The organism is Amycolatopsis endophytica (assembly GCF_013410405.1).
Lineage (GTDB): Bacteria > Actinomycetota > Actinomycetes > Mycobacteriales > Pseudonocardiaceae > Amycolatopsis_E > Amycolatopsis_E endophytica.
Window position 1 is genome coordinate 4,878,271 of sequence record NZ_JACCFK010000001.1, and the last position, 15,845, is coordinate 4,894,115.

Sequence of the window (15,845 nt, forward strand, 5' to 3'; positions counted from 1 at the left end):
GGAGGGAACGCCGATGTCCCGGTGGATCGCCGCGTGCGCGGCCGACGACGTCGACGACGAGGACGTCGTCCCGTTCCGGCACGAGGGCCGTGACTACGCGATCGTGCGGTCGCCCGCGGGTGACTTCCACGCGATCGACGGCCACTGCACCCACGAACGCGAATTGCTGTGTGACGGGCTGGTCCTGGGTTCCACGATCGAATGCCCGAAACACAACGGGCGCTTCGACTACACCAGCGGCGAGGCGCTCGGCGCGCCGGTCCTCGTGGGCCTGCGCACCTATCCGGCGCGCGTGCAGGACGGGACCGTCCACATCGAGATCGACTGATGGCCGGGCCGGGAATCGTCATCGTCGGCGCGGGGGAGTGCGGCACCCGTGCGGCGTTCACGCTGCGGGAGCTGGGGTGCACGGATCCCGTCACACTGATCGGCGCGGAACCGGCGCCGCCCTATGAACGGCCGCCGCTGTCCAAGAACTGGACGTCCACGCCGATCTGTGACCGGGCGATGCTCGACGACCGCGGCATCGCACTGCTCGACGGGATCGCGGTCAGCAGGTTCGATCCGGCCCGCCGGACCGTGGAACTCGCCGGCGGAACGGTACTGGGATACGACCGTCTCCTGCTGGCGACCGGGGCGCGGGCGCGACAGCCGCCCCCGCTCGGCGCGCCGGTCCGGACGCTGCGCACCCGGGCGGACGCCGCCGCGTTGCGGCCGGTGCTGACCTCCGGTGCCCGGATCGGGGTGATCGGAGCGGGCCTGATCGGGCTGGAGGTGGCGGCGTCCGCGGTGGCGCTGGGATGTTCGGTCACGGTGGTGGAGCAGGGTCCGCGCGCGATGGGGCGTGCCGTTCCGGCGCGGATCGCGGCGGCGGTCGAGCGACGGCACCGCGACGAGGGCGTGCGGCTGCGGTTCGGCACCACCGTCGCCGCTCTCGGGCGGACCTCGTCCGGGATCGACCTCGCCGGTGACGAGGTGGACGTGGTCGTGGCCGGTCTCGGCGCGGTGCCCGAGACGGCGCTGGCCGCCTCGGGCGGGCTGGCCGTCCGGGACGGGATCGTGGTCGACGGGCGGTTCCGCACCTCGGCGCCGGGCGTGTTCGCCGCCGGTGACTGCTGCTCGTTCCCGCACCCGCTGTACCGGACCCGGCTGCGGCTGGAGTCCTGGCGCGCGGCGCGGGAACACGGAGCGGCCGCGGCGCGGGCGATGCTGGGGCTGGACGACGAGCGCTACGCCGGTGTCCCCTGGTTCTGGAGCGACCAGTACGAGCTGACGCTGCAGGTGACGGGTCTGCCCGCGGCCGCGGTGGCTGACGTCGTCCGGCCGCGGCCGGACGGGACGGAGATCTGGTTCGGCCTCGCCGCCGACGGCTCGCTCGTGGCTGCCGCGGGTGCGGGCACGGGCACCACGGTCGCCCGCGACATCCGGCTCGCCGAACTGCTCATCGCGCGCCGGGCCGCGCCACCACCGGCCGTCCTCGCCGATCCTCGCGCCGGGCTCAAGTCGCTCCTGCGTGCTCCGGAGCCGGCGCGTCCACGGTGAGGGACACGCTCGTCTCAGGCATCGCCGAACCACACGGGCAGCCGCACGGCCGGGTCCCGCGGGTCCTTGCCCACCCACGCCACGTGCCCGTCCGGCCGCAGCAGCACCGCGGGCACGTCCAGTTCCGCACGCACCTCGACGACCTGGTCGACCCGGTCCGCCCAGCCCGCTACCGAAAGACGGCCCGGTGCCCGGCCGCGGATCCGCGCCGCCGGTTTCCAGCCCAGGTTGACCACGTCCTGGACAGCGCTCGGGGCGGGCGCGCCGATCCGGTGCCTCCCGTCCCCGGGTGGCATGGCGCCGAACCGCAGCTGGGTCCGGCGCACCCTGGTGACCACCGCGGGCACCGTCTCCGGATCGGCGGTCACCGCCACTTCGCCGAGCAGCGTGTCCACTCGGGATGGTGCACGGGGAAGCCGGCACCGAGCAGCTTGCCCAGCGCGAGGAACCGGTCCAGGATCCCGCGCTGGTCCGGCACCTCCACGCTGCGTGCGTGCTGGCCGAGCGCCCGCACTTCATCGTGCGCCGGTACCGGCACCGCGCCGGACGCGCCGACCGGGGTAACTTGATTCGCTCCAGACAAGTGCTCTAGGGTTCGTCGCGTGACGTCGGACTTCGAGGCGCAGCTGCGGGCCGTCTCGTTGCGCGTGACCCGCCCCCGCCTGGCGGTGCTCGCCGCGCTGCGCGACCACCCGCACGTCGACACCGAACAGGTGATCGCGCTGGTGCGGGCCGAGCATCCCACGGTGTCGCACCAGGCGGTCTACGACGTGCTGCGGGCGCTCACCGACGCGGGACTGGTGCGGCGCATCCAGCCCGCCGGGGCCAACGCCCGCTACGAATCCCGGGTGGGGGACAACCACCACCACGTGGTGTGCCGCACCTGCGGCGCGATCGCCGACGTCGACTGCACCGTCGGTCACCCGCCCTGTCTCACCGCCTCCGACGACCACGGTTACGTGATCGACGAGGCGGAGGTCGTCTTTTGGGGCACCTGCCCCGACTGCGCGGCCGAACGCAGTTCCCACGATTCGCCGGCTCGGAAGGCAAGTAGATGAGCGACACCCAGGACAACGTCCCCTCGAGCGCGCAGGGGGTGGACCAGAAGGCGGCGGCCGGGTGCCCGGTCGCGCACGACTCCGTCACCGCGCACGGCAGCGAGAGCGAGAACCCGGCGATCGACTCGCCGACCTCGAAGACCGGTGGCCGTCCGCGCACCAACAAGGACTGGTGGCCCAACCAGCTCGACCTGACGGTGCTGCACGCCCACTCGTCGAAGTCGAACCCGCTCGCCCCGGACTTCGACTACGCCAAGGAGTTCGCCAAGCTCGACGTCGACGCCCTCAAGCGCGACATCACCGAGGTGCTCACCACCTCGCAGGACTGGTGGCCCGCCGACTTCGGCCACTACGGCGGCCTGATGATCCGCATGAGCTGGCACTCCGCGGGCACCTACCGCATCCACGACGGCCGCGGCGGCGCCGGTGACGGCGCGCAGCGCTTCGCCCCACTCAACAGCTGGCCGGACAACGCCAACCTGGACAAGGCGCGCCGCCTGCTGTGGCCGGTCAAGCAGAAGTACGGCCAGAAGATCTCCTGGGCCGACCTGCTCGTGCTCGCGGGCAACGTGGCGCTGGAGTCGATGGGCTTCAAGACCTTCGGCTTCGGCTTCGGTCGCGTGGACACCTGGGAGCCGGAGGAGATCTTCTGGGGCCCCGAGGACGACTGGCTGGGCGACGAGCGCTACGCCAGCGACACCGAGATGGTGCCCGACCTCGGCGCGACCGAGATGGGCCTCATCTACGTCAACCCCGAGGGTCCCCGCGGCAGCGCGGACTTCATGGCGGCCGGTCACTTCATCCGGGAGACCTTCGGCCGGATGGCGATGAACGACGAGGAGACCGTCGCGCTGATCGCCGGCGGCCACACCTTCGGCAAGACCCACGGCGCCGGTGTCGCCGACGACCACGTGGGCCCGGAGCCCGAGGCCGCCCCGCTGGAGGCGCAGGGCCTGGGCTGGATGAGCACCCACGGCAGCGGCAAGGGCGGCGACACGATCACCAGTGGCCTCGAGGTCACCTGGACCGACCGGCCGACCGAGTGGAGCAACCGCTTCTTCGAGATCCTGTTCGGGTACGAGTGGGAGCTGACCACGAGCCCCGGCGGCGGCAAGCAGTACGTCGCCAAGGACGCTCCGGAGATCATCCCGGACCCCTACGACCCGAACAAGAAGTACAAGCCGACCATGCTCACCACGGACCTGGCGCTGCGCTTCGACCCGGTGTACGGGCCGATCTCCCGCCGGTTCATGGAGAACCCGGACGAGTTCGCGCTGGCGTTCGCCAAGGCGTGGTACAAGCTGCTGCACCGCGACATGGGCCCGGTCAGCCGCTTCCTCGGCCCGTGGGTGGCCGAGCCACAGCTGTGGCAGGACCCGGTGCCGGCCGTCGAGGGCGAGCTCGTGGGTGAGGCCGACATCGCCGCCCTCAAGGCGAAGGTGCTGGACTCCGGCCTGACCACCGCCCAGCTGGTCAGCACCGCCTGGGCGTCCGCGGCCAGCTTCCGCTCCACCGACAAGCGCGGTGGCGCCAACGGTGCCCGCATCCGCCTGGAGCCGCAGCGCAACTGGGAGGTCAACCAGCCCGAGCAGCTCGCGCCGGTCCTGGAGAAGCTCGAAGGCATCCAGAAGGAGTTCAACGAAGCCGGTGGCGCGCAGGTCTCGCTCGCCGACCTGATCGTGCTGGCCGGTTCGGCCGCGGTCGAGAAGGCCGCGCGCGACGCCGGTGTCGAGGTGACGGTGCCGTTCCACCCGGGCCGCACGGACGCCTCGCAGGAGCAGACCGACGTCGAGTCGTTCGCGGTGCTCGAACCGCGTGCCGACGGGTTCCGCAACTACCTGCGTGCCGGTGAGAAGCTGCAGCCGGAGGTGCTGCTCGTCGACCGCGCCTACATGCTGAACCTGACCGCGCCGGAAATGACCGTCCTCGTCGGCGGCCTGCGCTCCCTCGGCGCCAACCACGGTGCCAGCGAGCACGGTGTCCTCACCGACCAGCCGGGCGTGCTGACCAACGACTTCTTCGCGAACCTGCTCGCGCCGGGCACCCGGTGGAAGGGCTCGGAGTCGGCGGAGAACGTCTACGAGATCCGCGACGCGGCCACCGACGAGCTGAAGTGGACCGCCACCGCGGTCGACCTCATCTTCGGCGCCAACTCGCAGCTGCGTGCCCTGGCGGAGGTCTACGCCAGTGCGGACGCCCGCGAGAAGTTCGTCGCGGACTTCGTCGCGGCCTGGACGAAGGTCATGGAACTCGACCGGTTCGACCTGGCCTGATTCGTTGCATCGCGAGCCCGGCCGGTCCCTGATGGGATCGGCCGGGCTCGTCCCGTTTCCGCGCGGCCGTCTCCCGCGGGTGATCGATCCGGTGTTCCCGGACAGTCCGCTCGACCGGTGCGAAGCGCTGGAGCCACGCCTGGGCTGCGCGGTGAGCATCAAGCTCGAAACGGCGAACCCGGTCCGCAGCTTCAAGGCCCATGGAACCGAACTCGTCGCGAGCGCGCTCGCCGGAACCGGTTCGCGGGCCGTGGCGTGCGCCAGCGCGGGCAACCTCGGCCAGGCCCTCGCGTGGTCCGGCCGCCGCCGGGGGATCGAGGTCACCGTGGTGGCTTCCCGCGCCGCACCGACCGTCAAACTCGACCGCATCCGCGCGCTGGGCGCGGCCCTGGACCTCGTCGACGGCGACATCGAAGCGGCCCGTGAGCGCGCGGCCGCCCTCGCCCGGCGGGAGGGCATCCGGCTGGTCGAAGACAGCCTGGACATCGACCGGCACGATCGACACCATCACCGACGGCGCCGCCGGCCGCCACCCCATCCCCGAGGTGCTGGACGACCGGCGCCAGGTCGCCGACGACGTGGTCCTGGTCCGGGAAGCGGCGATCCTGACCGGAATGCGGATGCTGCTCGACCACGCGGGCCTCGTCGTCGAACCCCTCCGCCGCCCTCGGCATCGCGGCGATCCTGGAGAACCGCGAGCGCTTCGAGGGCCGCCACGTGGCCACGATCATCTGCGGCAGCAACGTCGACGCGGACGCTTACCGTCGCTGGACCGCGGCCGGGAGGCCGTGACGCCACGCGTGCCGCACCGTCCACAGCGGACGCTCAGGTTCCGGGCCCGAGCGCGCCCGGGAGGAGAGCGGCGACGGCGGCGCGGTGGGCGGGCGTGTCCTCCCACCGCGGCTCGCGTCCGGCCTCCACCACCCCGAAACCGGCGTGCACCAGCACCCGCGCCTGACGCCCGTCGAGGTCCGGGCGGACCGCGCGCAGGTGCTGTTCCCACACCGCGATGTGCTCACGCCGCGCGACCAGCGGCTGCCGCAGGGACCGGGGGGTCAGCCGAGCAGGTCCTCGATCCGGATCGGGATGTGGCGGACCCGGATGCCGGTGGCGTTGTGGATCGCGTTGGCGACCGCCGCCGCGACCCCGACCGTGCCGATCTCGCCGAGGCCGCGTGCGCCGAGGTCGTTGTGCAGCGTGTCCGGGTACTCGACGAACTGCACGTCGATCTCCGGGATGTCGGCGTTGACCGGGACCAGGTAGCCCGCGAGGTCGGCGTTGGCGAACCGGCCGCTGGGCTCCACCTCGAAGCCCTCGTGCAGCGCCGCCGACACGCCCCAGATCATGCCGCCCTCCAGCTGGCTGCGCGCCGCCCTGGGGTTGATGACCCGGCCGCCGTCGAAGACCCCGAGCATCCGCGACACCCGCGCCTCCCGCGTCAGGCGGTGCACCCGCACCTCGGCGAAGTGCGCGCCGAACGAGCTGAACGAGTGCTTGGTCATCTCCTCGCCGGGCGCCGTCGAACCGACCGCCGTGATGCTGGAGCGGCCCACCGCGCGCAACACCTCGCCGAAGGTCATCGACCCGGTCGCACCGTGCACCCGGCCGTCGGCGTAGGTGGTCTCCTCGCCGTCGAACGGGGCGCCCGGAGCCGAGGCGAGCGCGAGCAGCTCGTCGATCACCTGGGCCGCGCCCGCCATGATCGCCGTGCCCGCGCTGGCCGTGGCGGTCGACCCGCCCGACATGCCGCCGGCGGGCAACGCCGAGTCGCCGAGGCGCGGCGTGATCCGCGCGGCCGGGATGTCCAGCGATTCCGCGCCCACCATCGCCATGACGGTCAGCAGTCCGGTTCCCGGGTCCGCGCCGCTGGTGCCGACGTCGGCGGTGTCGTCCGCGTTCAGCGTGACGCCCACCGACGCCGGGAACCGGAGCGCGGGGAACATCGCCACGGCCACACCCATGCCGACCAGCCAGTCGCCCTCGGCGCGGCCCCGCGGCGCGCGCTCGGACCACCCGAACCGTTCCGCGCCGATGCGGAAGCACTCGTCCAGGTGCTTGCTCGACCACTGCAGGTCCTTGCCGGGCGGGGCCAGCGAGTTGTTCCGCTGCCGCAGCTCGATCGGGTCCATCCCGAGCGCCTCGGCCAGCTCGTCCATCGCGCTCTCCAGCGCGAACGAGCCGGGCGCCTCACCCGGGGCCCGCATGAACGTGGTCGGCGGGAGGTTCAGCGGCACGATCTTCTGGCTGATCGCCAGGTTCCGCGTCGCGTACCACTCGCGGGAGGTGCCGTGCGAGGTCGGCTCGATGAACGAGCGCGCGATGTCGGTGCTGCACCACGAGTCGTGACGCAGCGCGACCAGCGTGCCGTCCCGCTCCGCCCCCAGCGTGATCCGCTGCACCGTCGCCGCCCGGCCCGCGGTCGCCGTGAACACCTGCTCCCGCGTCAGCGACGCCTTCACCGGCTTGCCGAGCGCGCGTGACGCGGCGGCGGCCAGGAACGCCGGCGCGGAGGTGCGGCCCTTGCCGCCGAACGCGCCGCCCACGAACGGGTTCAGCGCCCGCACCGCCGACGGGTCCAGCTCCAGGGCCGTCGCCAGCTCGTAGGCCTGCAGATCGGAGCCCTGGTTTCCACTGTAGACGGTCAGCGTGCCGTCCTCCCACACCGCGACGGCCGAATGCGGCTCCATCGGGGTGTGGTTCTGCGGCGCCGTGTGGTAGGTCGCGTCGACGACCACCGGGCTCGCGGCGAAGGCGTCGTCGATGGAGTCGATCCCGTCCTCCAGCACCGTGAGCGTCGGCGGCGCGTCCGTGTGGCCGGGTGCGGCCTCCACCGCCGTGTCGAGCCCGTCTTCCAGCGACGTCAGCGCGGGCCGCTCCCGGTAGGAGACCTCGACCAGCATCGCGGCGTCGCGCGCCTGCTCGAACGTCTCCGCCACGACGAAGCCGATCGGCTGCCCGACGTAGGCGACCTCCGTGTCACGCAGGGGTACCCACGTCTCGCCGAGCATCGGTGTCGCGACGGGGGCGAGCGCCAGCGGGTCGAACGGCGAGTACACCGCGAGCACGCCAGGCGCGCTCTTCGCCGCGGTGACGTCCATGCTCTCGATCTCGCCGTTGGCGATGGTGCTGACCACGACGTAGCCGTACACCATGCCGGGGAAGTTGTGGTCCACCCCGTACTTCGCGCTGCCGGTGACCTTCAGCGGCGCGTCCAGCCGTGCCGGCATCAGCGGCTCCCCTCGGTGACTTCGAGCAGGGCGCGGACGATCGTCCGCGGCAGCAGGGTCAGTTTGAAAGCGTTTTCCGTCAGCGGCTGCGCGTCCTCGACGGCGAGCGCGGCCGCCGCGGCGAAGGACTCCTCCGTCGCCGGCTTGCCGCGCAGTGCCGCTTCGACGGCGCTCAGCCGCCACGGCACGGTGCCCACGCCACCGGCCGCCACCCGGGCGTCGGCGACGATCCCGTCCCGCACGTCCACGGCGACCGCGGCCGAGCACAGCGCGAACTCGTAGGACTGCCGGTCGCGCACCTTGACGTAGGTCGAGCGGGCGGCCCAGTCCAGCCGCGGCACGATCACCTCGGTGATCAGCTCGCCGGGGCGCAGGTCGTGCTCGACCTCCGGGGTGCCGCCGGGGGTGCGGTAGAAGTCGGCCAGCTTGACGGTGCGCTCACCGTCGGGCCCGGTGAGCCGGATCTCGGCGTCGAGCGCGACGAAGGCGACCGCGACGTCGCTGGCGTGGGTGGCGACGCAGGATTCGCTCGTGCCGAGCACCGCGTGCATCCGGTTCGCGCCGGAGATCGCGGGGCAGCCACTGCCCGGGTCGCGCCGGTTGCACGGCATGGACACGTCGCGGAAGTAGGTGCACCGCGTGCGCTGCATCAGGTTGCCGCCGATGCTCGCCATGGTGCGCAGCTGCTGGGAGGCGCTGAGCAGCAGGGCGCGCGAGATCACCGGGTACACGCCGGGGTGCGCGGCGATGTCGGCCATCCGCTCGAGCGCGCCGATCCGCAGGCCCTCGGCCGTGTCGATGCCGTGCAGCGGAAGCCCGTTGATGTCCAGGACGTGCCGCGGCGTCAGGACGTCGAGCTTCATCAGGTCGACGAGCGTGGTGCCGCCCGCCAGGAAGGTGCCGGTCGAGCCCAGCGCGTCGCCGACGCTCGCCGGGGCGGTCAGCTCAAAGGGTCGCACCGGTGCTCCTCGTCGTTTCGGAAGCCTGGCGCACGGCCTTGACGATGTTCGGGTACGCCGAGCAGCGGCAGATGTTGCCGGACATGAACTCGCGGACGTCGTCGACGTCCTGCTCGACGGCGGCCACCGCGGACATGATCTGCCCGGGCGTGCAGAACCCGCACTGCAGGGCGTCCTGGTCGGCGAACGCCTGCTGCACGGGGTGCAGTTCGTCCCCTGTGGACAGTCCTTCCACCGTGGTGACCGGTTTGGTCACGGTGGCGGCGAGGGTGAGGCACGACAGCACGGGCCTGCCGCCGACGTGCACCGTGCACGCGCCGCACTGGCCGCGGTCGCATCCCTTCTTGGGCCCGGTGATGTCGAGCCGCTCGCGCAGCGCGTCGAGCAGCGTCACACCGGGGTCGACGGTGAGGTGTTCGGGGTTTCCGTTCACTTCGAGTGAGATGTCCACTGAATCTCTTCCCTGACAACGTGGTGGGTGAACGGCCCTGGGCGGGGCCGGTCGGCCGGGAACGTCAACCGGATAAAAATCCGCTTGGGCTGAGATCGACGGTATCGGATTACAATCCGCTTCGCAACGAACAGTACCCCCGGAGTTACTCCAGGTCGGCGGGTTACCGTGATCGGGCACCGGAGGAGGCGAGGGAGGAACATGACGGGTTCGGTCAGCCCACGCCGTGCCGACACCCGGCGCAACCACGAACGCATCCTGGCCGTCGCGGCGCAGACTCTCGCCGCGACGGGCGAGGTGTCGTTCAACGCGATCGCGAAGCGGGCCGGGGTCGGCGTGGGCACCGTGTACCGGCATTTTCCGGCCCCCGCGGACCTCATCCTGGCCGTGTACGAGCGCGAGGTGCGGCAGCTGGTGGACGTCGTGCCGGAGCTGCTGGAGCACGCCGGGCCCGCCGGGGCCTTCCGCACCTGGACGGCGGGCCACCTGGCGCGCTACATGATCACCAAGTGCGGTCTGGCGAAGGCGCTGGCCGCGGCGACCGCGGAGCGGGGAACGCTGCCCGGCGGTGGGGTCACATCCATCGGGAGCGCGATGGACGCCCTGCTGCGCGCCAACGCCGAAGCGGGCCTGGTGCGGCCGGACGTGACGGCCGAAACGGTGATGCGCGGGCTCATGGGCCTGCTCTACCTCGACCCCGACGGTGACTGGGAAGGTCAGGCGGCCGAGCTGGTCGAGCTCGTGTGGCGCGGCATCCGCGCCGGCTGACTCCCGAGGTCCGGCGCGGACGGTCGGTCTGCGCCGGTTCGCGTCCGGCATCCTGTCCCGCTGCTACGAACCGGAGTGCTCCCGCCGCGGTGCGTGCTGCCGCGCCGCATCCTCGCGGACCGCCCGCCTGCTCCGGTAACGCTCCCGTCGACGCACCGGAAGTCTCATGGCCGGTCCGGGGCACTGCCGCGAGCGCGCTTGCGGACAGCGTCCGCAAGTGGTTAGGTTCCCCTTACTGGAGGCGGCCGGTGGCCGACGAGGGGGAGCGGCGGACTGGACCGGGCAGGTGATGTGGCTGCTCGCCGGGTCGACCCCCTGGTCCTGCTTCCCCGCCGCACGATCCGGAAAGGACAGTCGATGACCACGAGACTCACCGTCGCGGCGGTGCTGGTGGCGGCGTTCGCCGTGAGCACCGCCCAGACGATCGTCATCGCGGCGCTGCCCGCGTTCTCCCGCGAGTTCGGGGTGTCGGCCACCGCGGCGCCCTGGGCGCTCACGGCGTTCATGCTCGCCGCCGCGGTCGCCACCCCGATCGCCGGACGGCTCGGTGACCTGTTCGGGTACCGGCGCATCGCGCTGGGCTGCCTCGGGTGTTTCGTCGTGGGCTTGCTCCTGTGCGCGCTCGCCGGCTCGTTCCCGCTGTTGCTGGCCGGACGGGCGATCGCCGGGCTCGCGGCCGGGGTGTTCCCGCTCGCGTTCGGGCTCGTGCGGCGCGCGGCGCCGCCGGAACGGCTGCCGGGTTTGATCGCGCTCCTGTCCGCGATGTTCGGGATCGGTGGATCGGCGGGCATGCTCGCCGCGGGCCCGCTGCTCGGCTCGTTCGGCACGGACGCGCTGTTCTGGCCGCTGCTCGCGCTGGGGCTCGTGGCGCTGGTGCTCATGGCGCTGCTGCCCGCCGGCGAAACCCGGTCCGGTGGACGAATCGACTTCGCGGGTGCGGCCCTGCTCGGCGGTGCCCTGGCCGGGCTGCTGCTGGGCATCAGTCAGGCCAGGGCGTGGGGAGCCGGGCCGGCCGTCGGGGTTTTCGCGGTGACGGCGGGGTTGTTCGCCGCGTTCGCCGCCGTGGAGTTGCGGACGCCGGGGCCGCTGGTCGACCTGCGGCTCCTCGGCAGGCGCGCGATGGCGGTCACGAACGCGGCGACCACGGTGATCGGCGCGGCGATGTTCGGGGTGATCACGCTGGTCCCGCACCTGGTGGCGGAGGACCGGATCGTGATCGCGCTGCTGCCGATGGTCGTCGCGATGCTGGTCGCCACACCGCTCGCGCCGCGGCTCGGCGGCAGGGTCGCGGTCCGGGCGGGCGCCGCGCTGGGCATCGTCTCGTGCGTGGCGCTGGCGTTCGCGCACGACGTGCTGTGGCAGATCGGCGTGGCGGGATTGTTCCTCGGCGCGGGGTATGGACTGGCCTTCGCCGCGTTCGGCACGCTCGTGGTGGACGCCGTCGAGCCGCACCAGACCGGCGTGGCCACCGGAGTCAACACCATCGCACGGACGGCCGGCGGCGCGATCGGTGCCCAGCTCGCCGCGGTGCTGATCACCGGCGGCGGTTACGGCCTGGCGTTCACCGTGTTCGCGGTGATCGCGGCCGTGGCGCTCACGGTGACCACCGCGCTGCCCCGGCGCGCGCCCGCGCTCACACCCGCATGAGACGGCGGTCTCCCTTGGGCATCAAGGAAGAACGGAAACGCTCAGCCGCTCCGGCGGTGCACTGGGCCGGTGTTCCGGTCGAGGTTGAGCGCGGTGCTGATCAGCGCCACGTGGGACAGGGCCTGGGGCACGTTGCCGACCAGGCGTCGTGCGCCGGTGTCGTACTCCTCGGACAGCAGGCCGACGTCGCTGCGCAGGTCGAGCAGGCGCTCGAACAACGCGCGGCCCTCGCCGCGGCGGCCCTGCAGGATGTAGTTGTCGGCCAGCCAGAAGGAGCACGGCAGGAAAACGCCCTCGCCCGCGGGCAGGCCGTCCAGCTCCTGCGACCGGTCCGTCATCGGGTACCGCTGGACGAGGCCGTCCCGCAGCAGGTGCTTCTCGATCGCCGCCACGGTTCCGCGCGTTCTGCGGTCATCGGCGGGCAGGAAGCCCACCGCGGGGAGCAGCAGCAGCGCGGCGTCCACAGTGGATCCACCGTAGTACTGGGTGAACGTGCCCTGGTCAGCGTCGAAACCATGGCGGCAGACGTCGGTGAAGATCTCCTCGCGCAGGGCCTTCCAGCGGTCGAGGGGCCCGTCCAGCCCGAACTGCTCGACACCCCGCACCGCGCGGTCCACCGCCGCCCACGCCATCACCCGCGAATGGGTGAAGTGCCGCCGCGGACCGCGCATCTCCCAGATGCCGTTGTCCGGATCGTCCCAGTGGGACTCCAGGAAATCGAGCAGCGAACGCTGCAGGCGCCAGGCGTCCCGGTCGGGCGGGATGCCGCGCGCGCGGGCCTGGTGCAGCGCGTCCATCAGCTCGCCGTAGGTGTCGAGCTGGAACTGCGCCGACGCGGCGTTGCCGGTGCGGACCGGCCGCGAACCGGCGTATCCGGGCAACCAGGGCAGTTCGGACTCGGTGAGCCGCCGTTCCCCGTCGATGCCATACATGATCTGCATCTGCTCCGGGGCGCCGGCCGTGGCGCGCAGCAGCCATTCGCGCCAGTCGCGGGCCTCGCGTTCGTACCCGGCCTCCAGCAACGTCATCAGCGTGAACGTGGCGTCGCGGATCCAGCAGAACCGGTAGTCCCAGTTGCGCACCCCGCCGAGCCGTTCGGGCAGCGAGGTGGTGGCCGCGGCGGCGATCCCGCCACTGGGAGCGTAGGTAAGCGCTTTCACCGTGATGAGCGACCGCACCACCGCGTCCCGGTAGGCACCCCGGTACGTGCACCGGGCCGCCCAGTCCCGCCACCAGCGGTCGGTGTCACGCAGCGCGGTGACGACGTCGACCGGCTCCGGAGCGGACTGCCGCGCGCCGGTCCACGACAGGCGCAGCCCCGCCCGCTCGCCCTCGCCGACGCTGAACTCCGCGGAGCAGACCGCGCGGTCGTCGTGGCGGTGGGGCACGTCGCCGTCGAGGATCACCGCGTGGGGTCCGGAGATCGCACGCAACCGGTCGTCGTCGCCACGGATCCAGGGGTGGTCATGGCCGTAGTCGAACCGCACCGTGACCTCGCTGCGCATCCGGACCCGCCCGCGCACCCCTTCCACGAGCCGCAGCACCCGCGGATGCTCAGGCCGCACCGGCATGAAATCGGTGATCCGCACGGTGCCCTCGTCGTTCGCCAGCTCCGTCTCCAGCATCAGGGTGTCGTGCCGGTAGGCGCGGCGGACGGTCCGGGCAGCGCCCGCCGGGGCCAGGGCCCACCGGCCGTGCTCGGCCCCGCCCAGCAGAGCGGCGAAACAGGCGCCCGAATCGATCCGCGGCAGGCACAGCCAGTCGATCGAACCGTCCCGGCCGACCAGACCGGCGGTCCGGGTGTCGCCGATCAGGGCGTAGTCCTCGATGCGCAGTGCCACCTCGCTCCCTCCTGACCGGACAGTCGTGGTGGTACCCGCAGATGTCCCCGGTCATGCGTCACCGGCCGCGCGGCGGGTACCCGGGCCGGGGCGGGCGACCGGAAGGAGAACTCATGCGCGCGGTGACGGTGCGGCCCGGCAAGGCGGAGTCCCTGGCCGTGTCCGAAGTGCCGGATCCACGGCCGGGGCCGGGGGAGCTGGCGGTCGACGGGCTGGCACTGGGGATCTGCGGCACGGACCGGGAAATCCTCGCGGGGGACTACGGGTGGGCGCCGCCCGGCCGGGACCACCTGGTGCTGGGGCACGAGTCGCTGGGACGGATCCGCGAAGCGCCGGAGGACAGCGGATTCCGCCGTGGTGACCTCGTCGCCGGGGTGGTGCGCCGTCCCGATCCGGTGCCGTGCGGGGCCTGCGCGCACGGCCAGTTCGACATGTGCCGCAACGGCCGCTACACCGAGCGCGGCATCAAGGAGGCCGACGGCTACGGCAGCACGTCCTGGACGGTCGAGGCGGACTACGCGGTGCGCCTGGACCCCGGCCTGGAACGGAACGGGGTCCTGATGGAACCGGCGAGCGTGGTGGCCAAGGCCTGGGACCAGATCGAACGGGTGGGCCGCCGCGCCTGGTTCGAACCGGAAACCGTGCTGGTCACCGGTGCCGGCCCGATCGGGTTGCTGGCCGCGCTGCTCGGCCGCCAGCGCGGGCTCGACGTGCACGTGCTGGACCGGGTGACGGGCGGGCCCAAACCGCGGCTGGTCGCCGACCTCGGTGCCACCTACCACCACGGGGGACTGGACGAGCTCGGCCGGGAGCTGCGGCCCGACATCGTGGTCGAGGCGACCGGGGCGCCACCCGTGGTGCTGGGGGCGATGACCGTCACCGGCCCGTACGGCCTCGTCTGCCTGACCGGCGTCTCCTCGCCGGGCCGCCGGCTACCGGTCGACGCGGGCGGTCTCAACCGGGAGGTCGTCCTGGAAAACGACGCCCTGATCGGCTCGGTGAACGCCAACCTCGGCCACTTCCGGCTGGCGGCGGACGCACTGGCGAAGGCCGACCCGGAGTGGTTGTCCCGGCTGATCTCGCGCCGCGTGCCGCTGGAACGGGCGGAGGAGGCGTTCCAGCCCCGCGACGACGACGTCAAGGTCGTGCTCGACCTCACCGCGGTGTGAGCGCCAGGGTCACCGGGCCTCCTTGGTGCGTTCCCCGGCCACGTCGCGTGTCGCGGCTTCCGGCTGCCCGCACCAGGCCGCGGTGGCCCGCTCCCGCCCGGACAGCCGGGTGCCCAGCAGTGACAGCAGCATCGCGACCGGGCGTACCAGGAGGATCGCCAGCACCGCGAGGACCCAGCCGCCCGCGGAGAGGTGGCCGAGCCGGTCGGGCGTGATCAGCGCGCCGAACACCAGCAGCGCGGCGAACTTGGTGATCTCGGACAGCAGGTCGCCGAAGGGCTCGAAGCGTTGCGCCGCCGACCGGTTCCAGCACGATCGTGCCCAGGTGGGACTGCTCGTGCGAGGCGAGGGCGAGGAAGATCAGGACGAACGGCAGGGCCAGCCCGTCGTTGAGCCCGGATTCCACTTGAGCAGGCGCCGCAACCGCAGGGGCACGTCGGACCGGCCCACGATCGCCGAGGCGAAGACCGGATCGGTGGGGGAGAGGATCGCGCCGAGCAGGAACGCGGTCGGCCAGTCCAGGCCGGCGAGGAAGTGGGCGGGCAGCGCGATGCCGACCATGGTCAGGGGCATCGCCGGACCCAGCGCCCGGCCGGAGGGCCGCCAGGACTCGCGCAGGGCCCGCAGGTTCGCGCGCTGGCCGTCGGTGAACAGCACGGTGAACAACGCGAGGTCGGCGAGCACGGACACCAGCGGGTCCGTGGGGCCGGTGCTGATCAGCCCGAACCCGCCGTCGCCGATCAGCGCGCCCGCGACGAGGAACATCAGCGCGGTCGACAGGATCGTGCGCGCGGCCAGCCCGGACAGCGAGACGCTGATCAGCAGGACGATCCCGAAAGCCAGGACGAGCGCCACGGCCGTTCCTTCCGGTCGGTTCCCGCAGGGCTACTCCGTGGGCGGGTGCCGTAAC

The 15,845-nt window shown here is 72.5% G+C and carries 14 protein-coding genes and 3 pseudogenes; 8 read left to right on the forward strand and 9 right to left on the reverse strand.

Going from position 1 to position 15,845, the window contains the following annotated elements; translation table 11 throughout:
• Window positions 1–13: 13 nt before the first annotated feature.
• Together HNR02_RS24020 and HNR02_RS24025 are read left to right on the forward strand one after the other, a co-directional pair.
• Entirely contained in the window at window positions 14–328 is a 315-nt protein-coding gene (locus tag HNR02_RS24020) for a Rieske 2Fe-2S domain-containing protein (RefSeq protein WP_179775372.1), read from the forward strand.
• On the forward strand, window positions 328–1,542 hold the full coding sequence (locus tag HNR02_RS24025) for an NAD(P)/FAD-dependent oxidoreductase (RefSeq protein WP_179775373.1): 1,215 nt from the start codon (window positions 328–330) through the stop codon (window positions 1,540–1,542). The genes HNR02_RS24020 and HNR02_RS24025 overlap by 1 nt, the downstream gene beginning before the upstream one ends.
• Window positions 1,543–1,556: 14 nt before the next feature.
• On the opposite strand, the pseudogene HNR02_RS36965 reads toward HNR02_RS24025, so the two are convergent.
• Window positions 1,557–1,727: pseudogene (locus HNR02_RS36965) on the reverse strand (aromatic-ring hydroxylase C-terminal domain-containing protein); the annotation flags it as partial.
• Between the two features lie 179 nt (window positions 1,728–1,906).
• Window positions 1,907–2,125 (reverse strand): hypothetical protein, encoded by a 219-nt coding sequence (locus tag HNR02_RS36815; RefSeq protein ID WP_179775375.1) that lies wholly within the window; start codon window positions 2,123–2,125, stop codon window positions 1,907–1,909.
• 19 nt (window positions 2,126–2,144) lie between these two features.
• Between HNR02_RS36815 and HNR02_RS24040 the strand changes: the two genes are divergently transcribed.
• From HNR02_RS24040 to HNR02_RS36545, 3 genes and pseudogenes are all read left to right on the forward strand, one after another.
• Window positions 2,145–2,600, forward strand: a complete 456-nt coding sequence (locus HNR02_RS24040; protein WP_179775376.1) for a Fur family transcriptional regulator — start codon at window positions 2,145–2,147, stop codon at window positions 2,598–2,600.
• Window positions 2,597–4,873 carry a catalase/peroxidase HPI gene (gene katG / locus HNR02_RS24045; protein ID WP_179775377.1) on the forward strand — a complete coding sequence of 759 codons (2,277 nt, stop codon included), beginning with the start codon at window positions 2,597–2,599 and terminating at the stop codon, window positions 4,871–4,873. The genes HNR02_RS24040 and katG overlap by 4 nt, the downstream gene beginning before the upstream one ends.
• 31 nt (window positions 4,874–4,904) lie before the next feature.
• Window positions 4,905–5,291 (forward strand): annotated as a pseudogene (locus tag HNR02_RS36545) (PLP-dependent lyase/thiolase); the annotation flags it as partial.
• A 407-nt stretch (window positions 5,292–5,698) separates the two neighbouring features.
• On the opposite strand, the pseudogene HNR02_RS36550 reads toward HNR02_RS36545, so the two are convergent.
• From HNR02_RS36550 to HNR02_RS24070, 4 genes and pseudogenes are all read right to left on the reverse strand, one after another.
• A pseudogene (locus HNR02_RS36550) lies at window positions 5,699–5,926 on the reverse strand (TetR family transcriptional regulator); the annotation flags it as partial.
• 2 nt (window positions 5,927–5,928) lie between these two features.
• Window positions 5,929–8,100, reverse strand: a complete 2,172-nt coding sequence (locus tag HNR02_RS24060) for a xanthine dehydrogenase family protein molybdopterin-binding subunit (protein ID WP_179775378.1) — start codon at window positions 8,098–8,100, stop codon at window positions 5,929–5,931.
• Window positions 8,100–9,059, reverse strand: coding sequence for an FAD binding domain-containing protein (locus HNR02_RS24065; protein ID WP_179775379.1), 960 nt, complete (start codon window positions 9,057–9,059; stop codon window positions 8,100–8,102). Before HNR02_RS24065 ends, HNR02_RS24060 begins: the two co-directional genes overlap by 1 nt.
• Window positions 9,046–9,510: a (2Fe-2S)-binding protein gene (locus tag HNR02_RS24070; RefSeq protein ID WP_179775380.1), complete on the reverse strand. Its 465-nt coding sequence runs from the start codon at window positions 9,508–9,510 to the stop codon at window positions 9,046–9,048. Before HNR02_RS24070 ends, HNR02_RS24065 begins: the two co-directional genes overlap by 14 nt.
• 201 nt (window positions 9,511–9,711) lie before the next feature.
• On the opposite strand from HNR02_RS24070, the gene HNR02_RS24075 reads away from it, so the two are divergent.
• Both HNR02_RS24075 and HNR02_RS24080 read left to right on the forward strand, forming a co-directional pair.
• Window positions 9,712–10,278, forward strand: coding sequence for a TetR/AcrR family transcriptional regulator (locus tag HNR02_RS24075; protein ID WP_179775381.1), 567 nt, complete (start codon window positions 9,712–9,714; stop codon window positions 10,276–10,278).
• Between the two features lie 357 nt (window positions 10,279–10,635).
• Window positions 10,636–11,925: an MFS transporter gene (locus HNR02_RS24080; RefSeq protein ID WP_179775382.1), complete on the forward strand. Its 1,290-nt coding sequence runs from the start codon at window positions 10,636–10,638 to the stop codon at window positions 11,923–11,925.
• Window positions 11,926–11,966: 41 nt separating this feature from the next.
• On the opposite strand, the gene HNR02_RS24085 is transcribed toward HNR02_RS24080, so the two are convergent.
• The gene (locus tag HNR02_RS24085; protein WP_179775383.1) at window positions 11,967–13,766 is read right to left on the reverse strand and encodes a glycoside hydrolase family 15 protein; all 1,800 of its coding nucleotides are present in this window, start codon (window positions 13,764–13,766) and stop codon (window positions 11,967–11,969) included.
• Window positions 13,767–13,879: 113 nt separating this feature from the next.
• Between HNR02_RS24085 and HNR02_RS24090 the strand changes: the two genes are divergently transcribed.
• On the forward strand, window positions 13,880–14,935 hold the full coding sequence (locus HNR02_RS24090) for a glucose 1-dehydrogenase (RefSeq protein WP_179775384.1): 1,056 nt from the start codon (window positions 13,880–13,882) through the stop codon (window positions 14,933–14,935).
• A gap of 9 nt (window positions 14,936–14,944) precedes the next feature.
• Here the strand turns inward: HNR02_RS24090 and HNR02_RS35620 are convergent, their stop codons facing one another.
• Together HNR02_RS35620 and HNR02_RS35625 are read right to left on the reverse strand one after the other, a co-directional pair.
• Complete coding sequence (locus tag HNR02_RS35620; protein WP_246338627.1) at window positions 14,945–15,166, reverse strand: hypothetical protein; 222 nt, start codon at window positions 15,164–15,166, stop codon at window positions 14,945–14,947.
• A gap of 129 nt (window positions 15,167–15,295) precedes the next feature.
• Window positions 15,296–15,790 carry a cation:proton antiporter domain-containing protein gene (locus tag HNR02_RS35625; RefSeq protein WP_312861116.1) on the reverse strand — a complete coding sequence of 165 codons (495 nt, stop codon included), beginning with the start codon at window positions 15,788–15,790 and terminating at the stop codon, window positions 15,296–15,298.
• Between the last annotated feature and the right edge of the window lie 55 nt (window positions 15,791–15,845).

Excerpts from the sequence above, each read along its gene's own strand:
- HNR02_RS24025 (WP_179775373.1), top strand. The coding sequence starts at position 328 with ATGGCCGGGCCGGGAATCGTCATCGTCGGCGCGGGGGAGTGCGGCACC.
- katG (WP_179775377.1), top strand. The coding sequence starts at position 2,597 with ATGAGCGACACCCAGGACAACGTCCCCTCGAGCGCGCAGGGGGTGGAC.
- HNR02_RS24090 (WP_179775384.1), top strand. The coding sequence starts at position 13,880 with ATGCGCGCGGTGACGGTGCGGCCCGGCAAGGCGGAGTCCCTGGCCGTG.
- HNR02_RS24020 (WP_179775372.1), top strand. The coding sequence starts at position 14 with ATGTCCCGGTGGATCGCCGCGTGCGCGGCCGACGACGTCGACGACGAG.
- HNR02_RS24060 (WP_179775378.1), bottom strand. The coding sequence starts at position 8,100 with ATGCCGGCACGGCTGGACGCGCCGCTGAAGGTCACCGGCAGCGCGAAG.
- HNR02_RS24080 (WP_179775382.1), top strand. The coding sequence starts at position 10,636 with ATGACCACGAGACTCACCGTCGCGGCGGTGCTGGTGGCGGCGTTCGCC.
- HNR02_RS24075 (WP_179775381.1), top strand. The coding sequence starts at position 9,712 with ATGACGGGTTCGGTCAGCCCACGCCGTGCCGACACCCGGCGCAACCAC.